This window comes from Planktotalea sp. (assembly GCF_018607965.1).
Classification (GTDB): domain Bacteria; phylum Pseudomonadota; class Alphaproteobacteria; order Rhodobacterales; family Rhodobacteraceae; genus Planktotalea.
Genome location: NZ_JABBAM010000065.1, coordinates 66,441 through 82,168 on the forward strand (window position 1 = coordinate 66,441; position 15,728 = coordinate 82,168).

Here is a 15,728-nt window from a genome sequence, read left to right on the forward strand (position 1 = left end):
ACAATTGCCCCAGCCGAAACACGATGAAACCCATGTTACCGCAATCATGAATGCGCGCATCTCAAATCGTTAGCGCCAACATGAGTTTGACTGCAACGTTTACCGCTAACACCTTGCCAATAGGCGTTTTTAACCTTGGTCGCCCATGCCAAGCCCGTCTATACCGACCCTAAGGGAACGTCAGACTTCGAGGAGACTACCATGACCGTCACACTAGGCATCAACGGCTTTGGCCGTATCGGGCGATCTACACTTGCGCATATCGCGGAAGCATCCCGCAACGATGTTCAGGTGATCAAGGTCAACGCGACGGGACCGATCGAAACCAGCGCACATTTACTGCGTTATGACAGTGTCCATGGACGTTTTCCCGGTGACGTAAAGGTCGTGGGCAACACGATGGATCTAGGGCGCGGCCCTATGGAAATGTTCTCGACCTATAAACCAGAAGAGCTCGATTGGTCGGGGTGCGACGTGGTTCTGGAATGTACAGGCCAATTTAACGATGGCGACAAGGCCAGTGTTCATCTTGAACGCGGCGCAAAGGCCGTTCTGATTTCTGCCCCAGCGACGAACGTTCAAAGAACTATTGTTTACAGTGTGAACCACCGCGATATGGCTGCTGGGGATACCATGATTTCAAATGGGTCCTGCACGACCAATTGCCTTGCGCCGCTTGCTAAAGTGCTCGACGACGCAATCGGGATTGAGCGCGGGATCATGACCACGATTCATTCCTATACGGGCGATCAGCCAATGTTGGACCGCCGTCACAAAGATCTCTACCGTGCACGTGCGGCCGCGATGGCAATGATCCCGACGTCTACAGGTGCTGCAAAAGCACTTGGCGAGGTGCTGCCAAACCTCAAGGGCAAACTAGACGGAACATCCATGCGCGTTCCGACGCCGAACGTTTCAGCCGTCGATTTGACGTTTGAGGCAGCGCGCGAAGTTACCGTCGAAGAGGTCAATGCGATCGTCAAAGAGGCCGCAGCAGGCCATATGGGCGCGGTCCTTTCCTACGATCCAGAACCCAAGGTTTCGATCGATTTCAACCACACCACACACAGCTGCATATTTGCGCCAGACCAGACCAAAGTTGTTGGCGGACGCACCGTGCGCGTTTTGGCTTGGTACGACAATGAATGGGGTTTCTCTGCGCGTATGGCGGATGTTGCTGCCGCGCTCGGTCGTTTGAACCAGTAAGAGATTGTAACGCTCTACCCTTCGATCATAACCAACCGCTCATTTGCGCCTTGGCATTTGAGCACCGTTGACGCATCCTGCGCCCACCCAAATAAGCAGAGAGCAGTATGCCAATCCTCTTGCCATTTTTCTCGGCTTACTCGTCACGATCCTGATCATCACAGATATTGTTCTGACGGATGGAGTGAATTTGCTGTTTTTGGCGCGAAAATTCACAGAGTTCACGGAATGGATCGCATTCTGGCGCTGATCTCGTCACAAGTGCCCCCTGCCCCTTGACATATCCCTGCATTTGCAATTGTTAGCGCTAACTTAATTTCCATGCATGAGGAACCAGATATGACTTTGAAAGTTGCAATTAACGGGTTTGGCCGCATCGGCCGTAACGTACTGCGTGCGATCATTGAAAGTGGACGCACAGACATCGAAGTCGTCGCGATCAACGATCTTGGCCCTGTGGCAACCAACGCGCATTTGTTGCAATTCGATTCCGTTCACGGCCGCTTTCCTGCTCCTGTTTCGCACACAGACACATCAATCGATGTCGGCCGTGATCCAATTGCAGTGACAGCAGTTCGTAACCCTGCTGATCTGCCTTGGAAAGACATCGACATCGTGATGGAATGCACGGGTGTTTTCACGGCTAAAAACAAAGCCAGCATTCACCTTGAAAACGGTGCAGGCCGTGTGTTGGTATCGGCCCCTTCTAAAGGCGCGGACCAAACAATTGTTTACGGTGTGAACCACGATGTTCTCAGCGCGAATGATCTGATCGTTTCTAACGCGTCCTGCACAACCAATTGTCTTGCCCCCGTTGCGAGCGTTCTGAACGAAGCGTTCGGCATCAAGCGCGGGTTCATGACAACCGTACACAGCTATACAGGCGATCAGCCCACGCTCGATACAATGCACAGTGACCTTTATCGCGCACGTGCAGCCGCTATGAGCATGATTCCAACCTCTACAGGTGCCGCAAAGGCCGTTGGTCTGGTTCTGCCAGAACTTGCGGGCAAGCTGGACGGTGTCGCAATCCGCGTGCCGACGCCGAACGTATCTGCCGTTGATCTGACTTTTGAAACCAACCGTGATGTGACTGTCGAAGAGATCAATGCAGCCATCGAAGCCGCTGCAAACGGCCCTCTCAAAGGCGTGTTGGAGTACAACGCCCTCAAACTGGTCTCCATGGATTTCAACCATGATCCGCACAGTTCAATCTTTGCGGCAGATCAGACCAAAGTCATGGACGGCAACATGTGCCGCATCCTAGCGTGGTACGATAATGAGTGGGGTTTCTCTAATCGCATGGCTGACACGGCCGTAGCAATGGGCAAATTCCTGTAACGCATTAAAGTTAAGGGCATCCTAGAAATAGGGTGCCCTTTTTCTGTTCCAGCTTACCGACGGTAGAGCACAGGAAACCAATCCTCGCGCAGACGCTGACCCGCGATCATATCATGCCCCGGAAATGGCGGCGATGTTGGGCCGGGACGTTCCACATAGCGCGCATCATCCCCCAACAATCGTAGCGAAAACGCACGACGGCGCAGGCCGGTTTCATTGCCACGCGCCCCGTGCAAGATTGAATAGTTAAACGCCACTGCGTCCCCCGGTTCCATGTCATACTCGCGTACGTCCATGCCCTCAGCATCTGGATCAGGCACCATCATATACGCATCTTCGTCAGGATAAAAATTCGTCTCCGACAACCAACGCGTTGGCAACACAGGCTTTTCCCAAAGGTGTGATCCCGCGACGCAGCGCAAGGTTGCTTCGGCCACAGGATCAAGCGGCGACCAAAAGCTAACTGTTTGTTGGCCTTGAACAAAATAATACGGCCCATCCGTGTGCCACGGAGTCGGCTTGGACGTGCCCGGCTCTTTCACAAGCACATGGTCATGAAACATTTGAACCGTGTCTGACCGCATCAAATCCGCGGCCACTTCGGTTGCTGCACTCGTGCACACGACCTCTTCAAATTCAGAAATCCGCGACCAATTGCAATAGTCATCAAAGAAACGTCCACCCTCACCCGCCTTTAGATTTTCCGCCGCATACGGCCCGGGTTCGTCAATGTTGCGCTGCACGCCTTTGCGCAGCGTTTCCACATGATCTGCAAACAGACCCTTGATCAACATAACGCCGTCGCGTTGGAAGGCGTTAACCTGCGCTTCAGTTACCAGTGGATGCATCGCCCTATTCCTTATCTATTTGCCATGCGCGCTGCAAGTTCGAGCATGCGCATCGAGAAACCCCATTCATTATCGTACCATCCAAACACACGTAGCAAGCCGCCGACTGAAACGGATAGCTCAGGTCCGACTAATACCAGCGATTCTGGTCGCATACGTAAATCTGACGACACCAGCGGTTGTTCTGTCCAACCAATGATCGGCCCCGTTGCGCATTCTTTTAAATGCGTGCGCACAGCGTCAGCCGTCACACTGGCCCGTGTTTGGACCGTTAAATCAATCGCAGAGACACTCACGGTCGGCACTCTAATTGCGCGCGCTTCAATACGACCCGCTAGATGCGGAAGAACCTCATCCGTCAACCTCTGCGCGCTCGTGGTCGTTGGCACCATCGACAGCCCCGCCGCGCGGCTACGCGCAAAATCGGCACCCGGCTTATCCACTGTCGGCTGACTGCCCGTGTAGCAATGCACCGTGGTCATATGACCGCTTTCCACGCCGTACGCTTTATCCAAAACCCGCAAAAGCGGCGCAAGCGCGTTGGTGGTGCAAGACGCATTCGAAACGATCCGCGCATCGCCAAGCTCTTGATCATTCGCACCCAGCACAATGGTTTTGTCTGCCGTGGTAGAGGGTCCTGAAATAAGAACGGCCGTCGCGCCGGCCTCGATTCCCCGCGTTGCGATCGCACGGTTCCCAGCCAATCCTGTGCATTCCAGAACCACATCAACACCAGATAAATCAAGCGTGCTCAGATCATCCGTGTGATAGAATGGAATTGCCTCGCCATCCAAAATCAGCGCGCCATTTTCATAGCGAACGTCACCCTGATAGCGCCCAAAAACGCTATCATATTCAAACAGATAGGACGCTGTATACAGCGGTTGAATATCATTGATAAGAACCAACTCGAATGGCAGATCCGTCCCGCGTAAAATGCGCAGGATCGAACGTCCAATTCGGCCAAACCCGTTCAGGGCAATACGTGTCTTTTGCTGTCTCATGGCCCAAGTTCTGACCCAAAGTGCATCCCAATCCAAGCGCACAATTGTACCAAGAAATGGGCTGGCCATTTGCCCAATCCATGGGCATCGTCGCAAACAAACATTCCATGTCGCAGCCAAGCAGGCATCCCACGCCCCGCTGCTGTGTTTTGGAGACAGAGAATAAACAGGACGAAGCGATGCAGTTTGGATTAAGCGAAGAACAGAATATGATTGTTGATACGGTCAGCAGCTTTGTTGAAAAAGAAATTTACCCGTTTGAAACTGAGGTTGAGCGCTCAGGCCACGTGCCCTTAGAACTTGGTAATGAGATCAAGCAAAAGGTCATTGATCTGGGCTTTTACGCCTGCAATTTTCCTGAAGACGTCGGCTGCGCGGGTCTGTCTCATCTGGATTTCACCCTTGTTGAGCGCGAATTGGGTCGTGGATCTATGGCCCTGACCCATTTCTTTGGTCGTCCCCAGAATATTCTGATGGCCTGCGAGGGCGAGCAGCGTGAACGCTACCTTATGCCAGCTGTGCGCGGCGAAAAGATGGACGCACTTGCGATGACAGAACCCGAGGCGGGTTCCGACGTGCGTGGCATGAAATGTAACGCAGTGCGTGATGGCGGTGATTGGGTTGTAAATGGTTCCAAACACTTCATCTCTGGTGGTGAGCACGCTGATTTCTTTATTGTTTTTGTCGCAACGGGCGAAGATCAAACTCCGAAAGGTCCGAAGAAACGGATTACAGCCTTATTGGTGGATCGTGGCACGCCAGGATTTGATGCGCGTGAAGGATATCGGTCTGTGTCCCACCGTGGCTACAAAAACTATGTTCTTGATTTCACCGATTGCCGCCTGCCCGATGCACAGGTCCTAGGCGAAGTTGACGGCGGTTTTGCGGTCATGAACGAATGGCTTTACGCGACACGTCTGACTGTCGCGGCCTTTAGCGTAGGCCGTGCACGACGCTGCTTTGACTACGCTTTGAATTATTCGGCTGAGCGAAAGCAATTTGGTCAGCAAATTGGTAAATTCCAAGGCGTGAGTTTTCAGATCGCCGATATGATCACAGAAATTGACGCAGCAGACTGGCTGACGCTATCTGGCGCGTGGAGGTTGGATCAGGGACTGCCTGCAAACCGTGAAATCGCAAGTGCCAAACTCTATGCTACCGAAATGCTGGCGCGCGTGACCGATACGACGCTGCAAATTCACGGTGGCATGGGCCTGATGGATGACTACCCGATTGAACGCTTCTGGCGCGATGCACGGGTTGAACGCATTTGGGACGGCACCAGTGAAATCCAACGCCACATCATCAGTCGCGACCTTTTGCGCCCGCTTGGTGCCTAAGGCATGACGGCCTCCAATTCAGGTTTGGCGCGGTTATTGCGGCCACAGTCTATCGCCATAGTCGGCGGTGGTGCATGGTGTCACAACGTCATCAAGACGTGTGAAAGCATCGGTTTCGAGGGGGATATCTGGCCTGTCCATCCAACCAAAGCTGAGGTCGCAGGTCGACCGGCTTTTCCAAGCATCGATGCGCTTCCAAAAGCACCTGATGCAAGTTTCCTGGGTGTGAACAGATACACGACGATAGAGTGTCTGTCCGCCTTGTCCAAACGTGGTGCAGGAGGTGCTGTTTGTTTCGCGTCAGGCTTTGCTGAGGCGACGGCAGAGCTGTCAGACGGGGCTGATCTACAAGCACAGTTGTTGAACGCGGCGGGCAGCATGACCGTGCTTGGCCCCAATTGTTACGGCCTGTTAAACTATCTGGATGGTGTCGCACTTTGGCCTGACCAACATGGTGGAGAGCGGGTCGAAAGTGGTGTCGTAATCATCACGCAAAGTTCGAATATCGCGATCAATCTAACCATGCAAAACCGTGCTTTGCCGATTGCCTATATGGTCACCCCAGGCAATCAAGCACAAACTGATATTGCAGAAATCGGGATGGAACTCTTGCTGGACCCACGCGTTACAGCGCTTGGACTTCACATCGAGGGTATCAGCGATATCAGATCCTTAGAGCGCCTTTCTAAACTTGCACATCAACTTGGAAAACCCATCTGCGCTTTGAAGATTGGCACATCAGAGCAAGCGCAATTGGCCTCTGTCTCTCACACAGCATCCCTCGCTGGTAGCCACACAGGTGCGCGCGCTTTGTTGAAGCGATTGGGAATTGCACAACCACAAGACCTTGGCACATTTCTAGAGCTTTTGAAAATCTGGCACGTTGCTGGACCGCTCAAATCAAGCCAAATCGCATCGGCATCCTGTTCAGGTGGTGAGGCCAGTTTGATGGCCGACCTCGGTCAATCCGAAGGCGTATCATACCCCCCTCTAAACCAGCGCCAAACTACTGCGTTGCGCGCCACACTTGGCCCCAAGGTCGCGCTGGCCAATCCGCTGGATTACCACACCTACATTTGGGCCGACCAAACGGCCATGCGCGCTACGTTTAGCGCATTGTTTGGTGCAGAACTTGGTATGGGCATCGTTGTGCTAGATTTCCCTCGTCCCGACCGTTGTACCTTGGCAGACTGGGACATTGCGTTGAAAGCCATCATTCAAACGGCCAAAGACAGCTCTGTTCCTGTGGCCGTTCTGGCGTCCCTTCCCGATACATTGCCAGAAGACATCGCGAGAACACTGCTGAACGAGGGCGTTATCCCTCTCACAGGCATGGACCATGCGTTGCGCGCGATTGCACTTGCGCAGGCACAGGCCTTTGACGCATCTCCAGTTTTAGAACCCGCGCCCCCGACAAACACGCGTGTTTTCTCCGAAGATGAAGCGAAAGCAAGCCTTGCAAATTTCGGACTGAAAGTGCCACGTTCTTGCGTTGTCACCACGCCCCAAAACATGGAGCAAGCCGCACAAAGCCTGTCGGCCCCTTGGGTCCTGAAAGGTACCGGCCTTGCACACAAATCAGAGGCCGGCGCTGTAAAGGTGGGGTTGAACACCCCCGACGCCCTCCAGACAGCTGCACGTCACATGAACTGCACCACCTATTTGGTAGAAGAAATGGTGCAAGGCGCTATCATCGAATTGCTTGTGGCGGTCACTCTCGATCCGGCTCATGGCTATGTTTTGACGCTTGGCGCGGGCGGAACACAGACTGAATTACTGAATGACACGGCCTCCCTCCTGCTGCCCGTATACAAAACCGACGTGGCAGACGCACTTGGTACACTTCGGTGCGCGCCGGTTCTGGATGGATATCGAGGCAGCCCTGCCATTGATCGCACAGCCCTTTGGCGCGCGATTGATGCCGTGCAGACCTACGTCATTGCGCATCACGGACAAATACAAGAAGTTGAGATCAACCCAATGATGTGCACTCCAAACAGTGCGATCGCCGTAGATGCACTCATTGTGCAAGGAGACATGCCATGACAAACGAGCCAATCAAAACACATATCGAGGGCCATGTGCTTGAGGTCACGCTCGACCGTCCAAAGGCGAATGCGATTGATCTCGCGACAAGCCGTATTATGGGACAAGTTTTCAAAGACTTTCGCGATGACCCAAACCTTCGCGTTGCGATCATAACGGGGGCTGGTGACAAGTTCTTTTGTCCCGGTTGGGATCTAAAAGCTGCGGCTGATGGAGACGCGGTTGATGGAGACTACGGCGTTGGGGGCTTTGGCGGTTTGCAAGAGTTGCCCCACATGAACAAACCCTTAATCGCTGCAGTCAATGGGATTTGCTGCGGTGGTGGGTTAGAGCTGGCCCTAAGCGCGGACATGATCCTTGCAGCAGATCATGCCAGTTTTGCATTGCCTGAAATCCGTTCCGGCACTGTTGCGGATGCCGCAAGCATTAAGTTACCAAAGCGTATTCCATATCACATTGCGATGGATATGCTGCTAACGGGGCGTTGGCTGGATGCGGATGAAGCCGCCCGCTGGGGCATGATCAACTACGTATACCCTGCTCAGGATTTGATGAACCAAGCGCGCAAACTGGCGCAGTTGTTGGCCTCTGGCCCCCCTCTTGTTTACGCAGCCATCAAAGAGGTCGTGCGCGAAGCCGAGGACATGAAGTTCCAAGACGCCCTGAACAAAGTGACCAAGAGCCAGTTCAAAACGGTCGAGGCGCTTTATACGTCTCAGGATCAACATGAAGGGGCCCGCGCCTTTGCAGAAAAGCGCGATCCCGTTTGGAAAGGTCGCTAACTTAGCGAAACACTTTGCTGGGACAGGCCCACGTTCAAAGTCAGGTTGCCCTCATTAATCATCCATTTGCGCAGCGTAAAACTGCGCGCACCTGAGGCATGCATCGGGTCGTCCTCTGCAATCGCACGGGCCGCTTCAAAGGACGCGGCACGATAGATGATCAGGCCCATACCTTGCATTTGTGTGCCCGATTCATCCGACATTGGTCCCGCAAAAACGAGGGTTCCAGCCGCTTCCATCTTGGATTGGTAGGCCAAGTGATCCGGCAAATTGGCTTTCAACTCATCTGGCGTTTTCGCTGGAACAGATTACACAACGTATAGTTCAAATGCAAGTGAACCGCGCGCTTTCGCCTCGGCTTTGTAGGTATCCCATGCTGGCATTGTGTTCTCCTGAAGTGCGTTCGTAAAAATATCGATTTTATTTGACTTGGATTTTAAATATCGTCAAACTTTCGCAAGATCAACTCGGAGAGTCTCATGCGTTTAATTGTCGGTCAAGTCGCCAGAACACAGTCTGTTTATCTTGCAAAGGGCAATACCGCGTACAATTTGACGGCTGCACTGCCAGACGTCGGGCAAGACCTTGCCGAGTTGGCAGCGGATGTGGATCTAATGGCGCGCGCTGCAAACCTTAGTGATCTGGGCGCTGCGATCAATGTGTCTGACATCACGCCCGCGCTTCCGATTGAAAAGCCCGGAACAATTATCTGCCTCGGTCTGAACTACATCGAGCACATCAAAGAGGGTGGCTACGACATCCCCGACTATCCCGCATTGTTCATGCGCGGCCGCAATTCTGTGATGGCGGCTGGTGCGCCTTTGGTGCGTCCTACGTGTTCGCATGATCTGGATTATGAAGCCGAGCTGATGATCATCATTGGCAAAGGGGGGCGCCATATCGCACAAGCCGATGCACATGATCACATCTTTGGCTACACCGTATTCAATGATGGATCTGTGCGCGACTACCAGCGCAAGACCCATCAATGGACGCCCGGCAAGAACTTCGACAACACGGGCGCGATTGGCCCTTTTGTTGTCACGCCCGATGAAGTGCCTGAAGGCGCAAAGGGGCTAAAGATCGAAAGCCGCGTTGGAACCGAAATCCTACAAAGCTCAAATACGCAAAACATGATCTGGTCCGCTGCACATGCGATTGCGATTATTTCTGAATACACCACGCTAGAGGCAGGCGACCACATCGCATTGGGGACGCCCCCAGGTGTCGGGCATGCCACAAAACCGAACCCGCGTTGGTTGGTTCCTGGTGAAGTCGTCGACATTGAAATCGAAGGCATCGGCATTTGTTCGAACCCAATCGTCGACGAAGCAGACATGAAAGCCAAGTCATGAGCGATGAGCTACGCGCCCAAGCGCAAGACGCTGTGCGTTCCCTACGGGAACGTCAAGGTCAGCTAGATGACGCGTCGCTTGATCTGATCCTGCGCGACGCACGTTCGCATTATGCGTGGACCGACGAACCAGTCTCTGACGCACAACTGCGCACGCTGTATGATATCACGATCAACGGTCCTACCAGCATGAACACATGCCCTGCGCGGTTCGTGTTTGTGCGCTCGGCTGAGGGCAAGGAACGTTTGGCCAAGTCGATGAAGCCATTGAACATCCCCAAAATGATGGGTGCGCCTGTGACGGCAATCATCGCGTGGGATCCCGACTATTGGAAGCGTTTGGATTTCTTGTTCCCCCATGACAATCGCAAGCCCATGTTTGAGGGCAAAGAAGACTATGCCAACGACACCGCCTACCGCAACTCTACCTTGCAAGGTGGCTATCTCATGATTGCGGCCCGCGCGATGGGTTTGGACGTTGGCGCGATGTCGGGTTTTTCCAACGCGGTTGTTGACGAAGAATTCTTTTCCGAAAACGGTTGGAAATCGAATTTTCTGTGTAACATTGGACACGCGGATGAATCTGCGCTGTTCCAAAAATTACCCCGCTTCGGGTTTGATGAAATTTGCAAAATAATGTGAGGCGACCATGGCAATACGACAAAAATCGATAATGACAATCAAGCTGACGGGTAAAGGCACAAGCCATGCGCGCAGTGAAACGATGGTGCGTGATCTGGTGGACGTCATTGACGAACCAATAGAGCGCGGTGGCACCAATGATGGTGTCGCGCCAACCGAAGCTGCATTTGCGGCGTTGATCGGATGTACCAACGTGATCGGTAGCAAATGTGCCAACAAGCTGGGCGCTGATCTTGGCCACATGGCGTTCACGATGGAAGTCGATTTCGACCGACGCGGTGTTTTGTTGATGGAAGAGGTCGAAGTGCCGTTCAAAGCGATCCGCTTGCACGTGGTCGCAGACGGCACGCTGAGCCAAGAAGAATTGGACACCGTAGGTGTAGAGACGGCCAAGTTCTGTCCGCTCGCGAAACTATATGAGAATTCAGGCACGGATTTAACCGTGACATGGCAGAAAGCCTGATTGGCGTAAAAATAGACTATCTGGGAGGATAAATATGAAACATTGGACAAAAAGCTTGGCTTTCGGTGCTGCTCTGGCAACCCTGACTGCTATCCCTGCTATGGCGCAGGAAACCATCAAGGCAGTCGTCATCGACGGCTATCCAGCGCGCGCGCTTTGGGTGAAGTAATTCACTGCCTTCTTCATTCCTGAGGTCGACAAGCGTTTGGCCGCAAATGGCAACTACGTCATGGATTGGCAAGAAAACTACGGCGGTTCCATCGTTAAACCCAAGGGCGTTTTATAGGGCGTAAAGCTGGGCTTGGGCGATATCGGTATCGTGACAACGATCTTCCATTCATCCAAATTGCCATCTCAAGCCTTGTCTGCAGTTACGCCGTTTGTCGCACCTGATGCGCGCGCTGTGTCCAAAGCAATCGACGAGATCGCCAAAGAATTCCCTGCGATGCAGAACGAATTTAAAAAGCAAAACCAGGTCTACCTGGCGACTAGTGTTGTTCTTGATACGTATCAGGTCTTCTCCAAAAACCCGATCTCTGGTCTTTCTGATCTTGAGGGAACTAAAGTTGCTGGCGCGGGCATGAACCTGCGTTATCTTGAAGGCATCGATGGCGCTGCTGGTGTCCGTGGCGGTCTGACGGACTTTTACAACATGCTACAAACTGGTCTTGTCGATAACGCGATGCTTTGGCCTGAAGCGGCGAAAACATTCAAAATCGCCGAAGTTGCCCCCTAAATGCTGAAGGCTGATCTTGGCGCTGTGAACTCCAAGACGATCACAGTGAACAAAGACTACTGGGACGCACTGCCCGGCGAAGTGAAGACCGCGTTGACTGAAGTCGCTGTTGAGTACCGTGATCACGTTGCGGGCATCGCAATGGACCGCGCTGCTGCAAGCCGTGACGCGTATGTCAAACAAGGTGGCACTATCGTCGAGATGAGCAGTGAGGATCGCGCGACTTGGGCGGCGGCAATTCCAAACATCGCGGCTGAATGGGCGCAAGGCTTGGACGCCAAAGGCGAAGATGGCACAGCGATGCTGAACACCTATTTGGGCAAGCTCAAGGATGCGGGTTACACCGGCGTTCGTGACTGGTCCATCGCAAGCAACTAAGCTGGGTAGGACATAACATGCTGCAAGCGCTTCGACATATCAGAGCCTTGGCCAATGGCATCGCAATCAGTGCGAATGTTGTTGGCACACTGGTTGTCCTTTCGCTTGTGGCAATCGTGAATTACGATGTGATTGCGCACGGGTTCTTTAACGCGCCGTTCATGGGGGCGGTTGAGGTTGTTCAATTCTCAATCGTCCTGATCGTATTCTTGCAGTTGCCAGACGTTGTTAGGGTCAATCGCCTGACCGCATCGGATGGTTTCCAGAATGTGATTGGCTACAAATTCCCAGGCTTCACGGCATTCCTGCGCGCGGCAATCAACCTGTTGTCCGCTATCTTCATGGGCCTTGTCGCCGTCGCGATTTTTCCCGAATTCACAGAGATGTGGCACACCAAGGACTTCTTCGGTGTCCCAGGCGTGTTCACCGCGCCGTGGTGGCCTGTCAAACTGGTGATCTTACTCAGCGCAGCGCTCTGCACATTGCTGTTCGCGCTGAAAATCGCGCTTCCTGATAAGGGTCTCAAGCTAACTAATTTACCCGAAGACGAGCAGGATACCGCTAAATGAGCCCTCTTGATATTGGCCTGATGTCGGTCGGCGCAATCGTTCTGTTGATCTATTTGGGTGTCTATATCCCCATCGCTTTGGGCGCAGTGTCTTTCGTTTCGATCTGGTTGATGCGCGACAACTTCACGCTAGCGATGAACCTGTTGAAAATCGCCATTGGAGACAGCGCGATGGAATACACATTCGCGACGATACCGCTGTTTACGTTTATGGGGCTCATAGTCTCGAAAGCGGGGTTAGGCAGCGATGTCTATGAGGTCATGAGTACAGGATTCCGTCGTGTGAAAGGCGGCATTGGTATGGCCACGGTTGGTGCGAACGCAGTCTTTGCGGCTGTCACTGGATCGTCCATTGCTTCTGCTTCGGTCTTTTCAAAAGTCTCCGTTCCCCAGATGTTAAGCCACGGCTACAACCCGCGCTTTGCCGTCGGTGTGGTTGCTGGATCATCGGTTCTTGGCATGATCATTCCCCCATCTGCGATGTTGATCATCTATTCCTTTGTGGCCGAACAATCCGTTGGGGATATGTTCCTCGCTGGCGTCATTCCTGGCATCATGCTCGCCATCGCCTACATCGGTGCGATTTGGCTGATGGGTCGCCTCACACCGAGTTTCATCGGCGGACGTCCTGCGACGGATTACGAACGTATGCCGGCACGCGAAATTGCATCCAAGACCCTGCCGATCCTTTTCCTGATCATGGTGGTTCTTGGCGGCATCTATACAGGTTGGCTGACCCCCGTCGAAGCAGGCGCGGCTGGCGCATTGGTCGCCTTGCTGATCGCTATCGTGCGCCGTTCTATGTCGCTGCGTGATTTCTGGCATGCATTACTAGAAACGGGGCACATCACAGCATTCTTGTTGTTCCTTATCACCGCTGCATCAATCTATAGCCGCATGCTGGGCCTTGCAGGCGTGCCCAACCAACTGGGTGATATGCTGGCTGGCAGTCAAGCAAGCTTTTGGACAATCATGCTGCTCTATGTCCTCTTGATGCTCTTCCTTGGCACACTTCTGGATACCGCCTCTATCATCCTTATCGTTGTGCCCCTGTTCTTGCCGCTGATCGAACCCATGGGCCTAAGCCTTGTTTGGTTTGGTATCGTTACGGTGGTGGGTGCAGAAATCGGGTTGCTGACACCGCCGCTGGGAATTTCGTGTTTCGTTATCAAATCGACGCTGAACGATGATCGTATTTCGTTGAAAGACGTGTTCATGGGCACCCTTCCCTTTGCAGCTGTCATGCTCGTCGTCTTGTTCTTTCTCATCGAATTCCCGATACTCAGCCTAGCCCTTTTGTAAGGAACGCTCTCATGCGCAATGTAACCAAAGAAAATATCACCGACGCGTTTGCTGGCTACATCAGCAAAGACACTGACCCACGCACAGCCGAGGTCATGAATTCTTTGGCCAAACATTTACATGCCTTCGTGCGCGAAACCCAACTGACCCATGCGGAATGGGAAAAGGGTATCGAGATGCTCGAATGGGCGGGCGAAATTTCTGACAAAGAGCGCCATGAAATGGTTTTGCTCAGTGATCTTTTGGGGATTTCGTCCTTGGTCGATCTGATCAATATGGTTCCGGGCGGTTCGTCATCATCTGTGCTTGGCCCGTTCCATATCGCAGGTGCCCCTGCGATCCCGTTTGGCCATGATATGAAACGGCACTACGAAGGCCCTATTCTATTGTCCAAAGGCGTCATTCAAAACATGAAGGGTGAACCGATTGAGGGGGCTCAGATCGATATTTGGCAGACCGCGCCAAATGGTTTGTATTCCAGCCAAGACCCCGAGCAGGGCACATATTCGTTCCACGGTATCCAAACAGTTGGCAGCGACGGACGTTACGGTTTCACAACAGTTAAACCCGTCAGTTACGAAGTTCCAACAGACGGACCTGCCGGCGCGCTCTTATCTGCGACGGGGCGACAAGCATGGCGCCCCTCACACTTGCATTTCATCGTGAAAGCCAAAGGCTATCGCACGTTAGTCTCCGAAGTCTTCGCAGGCGATGATCCCTATTTGGACGAAGACGCGGTATTCGGCGTGCGTGAAGATTTGGTGATGCACTACGAAGACATGCCAGCAGGCAGCTTTCCAGATGGATTTGATCTGTCAGGCAAGGTGGATGGTCCCTACATGCAAGTCGATTTCGACCTCACCCTTGTTGCGGAATAAGCCCTGCCAAAAACGCACCCGTGTGGCGGAAATGGCTTAGCAGTTCTGCAGAAGCTGTGTCGCCATCCCCCGCGATCACGGCATCCATAATGTTTTGGTGTTCGTGCGAAACATCCCGTTGTTTGTAATTCATCGCACCGCTCGCGAGATAGCGATACCGAATGTTAAGATCGTAAAGCTGCGAACAGAATTTCAACAGTATCGGCGCATCGCAACACCCAAGCAATGCCATGTGGAACGCTTTGTGCAGATCTTCAAACGCTGCATCACCACCAACTTGCGCGCGCACCATCCTGTGATGGCTTACCACCACCTGCTCTTCCCAATCCTGCGTGCGATTAGCGAGGCTCTGACGCAACGCGATATCTTCCAATTCACACCTAAGCATCAGAATTTCTTCAAAATTCTTACGGCTGGTCAGAGACACACGAAATCCGCGTTGATCGATCCGCTCAACCAAATTATCTGAAGTCAGCAGACTTAGCGCTTCCCTGATCGGTGACGCACCTGTGCCAAGCCTTTGTCGCAGCCCTTCGATCTTTAATTTTTCTCCGGGTTTCAGATCCCCGATCACGATCATCTTTCGCAACGCCAGATACGTTTTCTGTGTCGCCGAGCCATCAGAAAGTGTGGCTTCATTTTGAGGATTTGAAAAATTGTACAACATTACGGCATAATATCGATTTTTTTGTCGCGTTCAACAAATAAGACTAACTGCGGGAGAAACCGGACCAAGACGTTTCGCGAGAACGCGCTGTGTGATGCCGTGCAGCTACAAACATTCTGCAGGCACCCAGCCTGTCGCAAACAGCTATCTGATTGGGTCACATTGGTGTCCAT

General features: G+C 53.0%; 16 protein-coding genes and 1 pseudogene. 13 read left to right on the top strand and 4 right to left on the bottom strand.

Annotation, left to right across the window (positions count from 1 at the left end; all coding sequences use genetic code 11):
• Positions 1-201 precede the first annotated feature (201 nt).
• The gene (gene gap / locus QZ279_RS06695; RefSeq protein ID WP_293449431.1) at positions 202-1,206 is read left to right on the top strand and encodes a type I glyceraldehyde-3-phosphate dehydrogenase; all 1,005 of its coding nucleotides are present in this window, start codon (positions 202-204) and stop codon (positions 1,204-1,206) included.
• Between the two features lie 339 nt (positions 1,207-1,545).
• The gene (gene gap, locus QZ279_RS06700) at positions 1,546-2,547 is read left to right on the top strand and encodes a type I glyceraldehyde-3-phosphate dehydrogenase (RefSeq protein ID WP_293449433.1); all 1,002 of its coding nucleotides are present in this window, start codon (positions 1,546-1,548) and stop codon (positions 2,545-2,547) included.
• Positions 2,548-2,600: 53 nt separating this feature from the next.
• Here the strand turns inward: gap (QZ279_RS06700) and QZ279_RS06705 are convergent, their stop codons facing one another.
• Positions 2,601-3,395: a phytanoyl-CoA dioxygenase family protein gene (locus tag QZ279_RS06705; protein WP_293449435.1), complete on the bottom strand. Its 795-nt coding sequence runs from the start codon at positions 3,393-3,395 to the stop codon at positions 2,601-2,603.
• An 11-nt stretch (positions 3,396-3,406) separates the two neighbouring features.
• On the bottom strand, positions 3,407-4,399 hold the full coding sequence (locus tag QZ279_RS06710) for a glyceraldehyde 3-phosphate dehydrogenase NAD-binding domain-containing protein (protein ID WP_293449468.1): 993 nt from the start codon (positions 4,397-4,399) through the stop codon (positions 3,407-3,409).
• A 179-nt stretch (positions 4,400-4,578) separates the two neighbouring features.
• Between QZ279_RS06710 and QZ279_RS06715 the strand changes: the two genes are divergently transcribed.
• From QZ279_RS06715 to QZ279_RS06725, 3 genes are read left to right on the top strand one after another with little or no spacing between them, the layout of a single operon-like run.
• Complete coding sequence (locus QZ279_RS06715; RefSeq protein ID WP_293449436.1) at positions 4,579-5,739, top strand: acyl-CoA dehydrogenase family protein; 1,161 nt, start codon at positions 4,579-4,581, stop codon at positions 5,737-5,739.
• Between the two features lie 3 nt (positions 5,740-5,742).
• A complete protein-coding gene (locus QZ279_RS06720; protein WP_293449438.1) occupies positions 5,743-7,785 on the top strand; it encodes an acetate--CoA ligase family protein in 2,043 nt (680 codons plus the stop codon).
• On the top strand, positions 7,782-8,567 hold the full coding sequence (locus QZ279_RS06725; protein WP_293449440.1) for a carnitinyl-CoA dehydratase: 786 nt from the start codon (positions 7,782-7,784) through the stop codon (positions 8,565-8,567). Before QZ279_RS06720 ends, QZ279_RS06725 begins: the two co-directional genes overlap by 4 nt.
• On the opposite strand, the gene QZ279_RS06730 is transcribed toward QZ279_RS06725, so the two are convergent.
• Positions 8,564-8,848: a YciI family protein gene (locus QZ279_RS06730; protein ID WP_293449442.1), complete on the bottom strand. Its 285-nt coding sequence runs from the start codon at positions 8,846-8,848 to the stop codon at positions 8,564-8,566. The two genes, QZ279_RS06725 and QZ279_RS06730, sit on opposite strands and share 4 nt — an antisense overlap.
• 198 nt (positions 8,849-9,046) lie before the next feature.
• Here QZ279_RS06730 and QZ279_RS06735 point away from each other — a divergent pair, with 198 nt between their 5' ends.
• From QZ279_RS06735 to QZ279_RS06770, 8 genes and pseudogenes are all read left to right on the top strand, one after another.
• Positions 9,047-9,922: a fumarylacetoacetate hydrolase family protein gene (locus tag QZ279_RS06735; RefSeq protein WP_293449444.1), complete on the top strand. Its 876-nt coding sequence runs from the start codon at positions 9,047-9,049 to the stop codon at positions 9,920-9,922.
• Positions 9,919-10,563 (top strand): malonic semialdehyde reductase, encoded by a 645-nt coding sequence (locus tag QZ279_RS06740; protein ID WP_293449446.1) that lies wholly within the window; start codon positions 9,919-9,921, stop codon positions 10,561-10,563. Before QZ279_RS06735 ends, QZ279_RS06740 begins: the two co-directional genes overlap by 4 nt.
• 7 nt (positions 10,564-10,570) lie before the next feature.
• Positions 10,571-11,026: an OsmC family protein gene (locus tag QZ279_RS06745; RefSeq protein WP_293449448.1), complete on the top strand. Its 456-nt coding sequence runs from the start codon at positions 10,571-10,573 to the stop codon at positions 11,024-11,026.
• Between the two features lie 34 nt (positions 11,027-11,060).
• Complete coding sequence (locus QZ279_RS06750; RefSeq protein WP_293449450.1) at positions 11,061-11,195, top strand: hypothetical protein; 135 nt, start codon at positions 11,061-11,063, stop codon at positions 11,193-11,195.
• 132 nt (positions 11,196-11,327) lie between these two features.
• A pseudogene (locus QZ279_RS06755) lies at positions 11,328-12,140 on the top strand (C4-dicarboxylate TRAP transporter substrate-binding protein).
• 17 nt (positions 12,141-12,157) lie between these two features.
• Complete coding sequence (locus QZ279_RS06760) at positions 12,158-12,709, top strand: TRAP transporter small permease subunit (protein WP_293449452.1); 552 nt, start codon at positions 12,158-12,160, stop codon at positions 12,707-12,709.
• Positions 12,706-14,010 carry a TRAP transporter large permease subunit gene (locus tag QZ279_RS06765; RefSeq protein WP_293449454.1) on the top strand — a complete coding sequence of 435 codons (1,305 nt, stop codon included), beginning with the start codon at positions 12,706-12,708 and terminating at the stop codon, positions 14,008-14,010. The genes QZ279_RS06760 and QZ279_RS06765 overlap by 4 nt, the downstream gene beginning before the upstream one ends.
• Before the next feature lie 11 nt (positions 14,011-14,021).
• The gene (locus QZ279_RS06770; protein ID WP_293449456.1) at positions 14,022-14,888 is read left to right on the top strand and encodes a dioxygenase; all 867 of its coding nucleotides are present in this window, start codon (positions 14,022-14,024) and stop codon (positions 14,886-14,888) included.
• On the opposite strand, the gene QZ279_RS06775 is transcribed toward QZ279_RS06770, so the two are convergent.
• On the bottom strand, positions 14,869-15,555 hold the full coding sequence (locus QZ279_RS06775) for a GntR family transcriptional regulator (protein WP_293449458.1): 687 nt from the start codon (positions 15,553-15,555) through the stop codon (positions 14,869-14,871). The two genes, QZ279_RS06770 and QZ279_RS06775, sit on opposite strands and share 20 nt — an antisense overlap.
• Positions 15,556-15,728 lie beyond the last annotated feature (173 nt).

What these genes read in the sequence shown, in the direction of transcription:
- gap (WP_293449431.1), top strand. Translation starts at nt 202, where the DNA reads ATGACCGTCACACTAGGCATCAACGGCTTTGGCCGTATCGGGCGATCT.
- gap (WP_293449433.1), top strand. Translation starts at nt 1,546, where the DNA reads ATGACTTTGAAAGTTGCAATTAACGGGTTTGGCCGCATCGGCCGTAAC.
- QZ279_RS06705 (WP_293449435.1), bottom strand. Translation starts at nt 3,395, where the DNA reads ATGCATCCACTGGTAACTGAAGCGCAGGTTAACGCCTTCCAACGCGAC.
- QZ279_RS06710 (WP_293449468.1), bottom strand. Translation starts at nt 4,399, where the DNA reads ATGAGACAGCAAAAGACACGTATTGCCCTGAACGGGTTTGGCCGAATT.
- QZ279_RS06715 (WP_293449436.1), top strand. Translation starts at nt 4,579, where the DNA reads ATGCAGTTTGGATTAAGCGAAGAACAGAATATGATTGTTGATACGGTC.
- QZ279_RS06720 (WP_293449438.1), top strand. Translation starts at nt 5,743, where the DNA reads ATGACGGCCTCCAATTCAGGTTTGGCGCGGTTATTGCGGCCACAGTCT.
- QZ279_RS06725 (WP_293449440.1), top strand. Translation starts at nt 7,782, where the DNA reads ATGACAAACGAGCCAATCAAAACACATATCGAGGGCCATGTGCTTGAG.
- QZ279_RS06735 (WP_293449444.1), top strand. Translation starts at nt 9,047, where the DNA reads ATGCGTTTAATTGTCGGTCAAGTCGCCAGAACACAGTCTGTTTATCTT.
- QZ279_RS06740 (WP_293449446.1), top strand. Translation starts at nt 9,919, where the DNA reads ATGAGCGATGAGCTACGCGCCCAAGCGCAAGACGCTGTGCGTTCCCTA.
- QZ279_RS06745 (WP_293449448.1), top strand. Translation starts at nt 10,571, where the DNA reads ATGGCAATACGACAAAAATCGATAATGACAATCAAGCTGACGGGTAAA.
- QZ279_RS06750 (WP_293449450.1), top strand. Translation starts at nt 11,061, where the DNA reads ATGAAACATTGGACAAAAAGCTTGGCTTTCGGTGCTGCTCTGGCAACC.
- QZ279_RS06760 (WP_293449452.1), top strand. Translation starts at nt 12,158, where the DNA reads ATGCTGCAAGCGCTTCGACATATCAGAGCCTTGGCCAATGGCATCGCA.
- QZ279_RS06765 (WP_293449454.1), top strand. Translation starts at nt 12,706, where the DNA reads ATGAGCCCTCTTGATATTGGCCTGATGTCGGTCGGCGCAATCGTTCTG.
- QZ279_RS06770 (WP_293449456.1), top strand. Translation starts at nt 14,022, where the DNA reads ATGCGCAATGTAACCAAAGAAAATATCACCGACGCGTTTGCTGGCTAC.
- QZ279_RS06775 (WP_293449458.1), bottom strand. Translation starts at nt 15,555, where the DNA reads ATGTTGTACAATTTTTCAAATCCTCAAAATGAAGCCACACTTTCTGAT.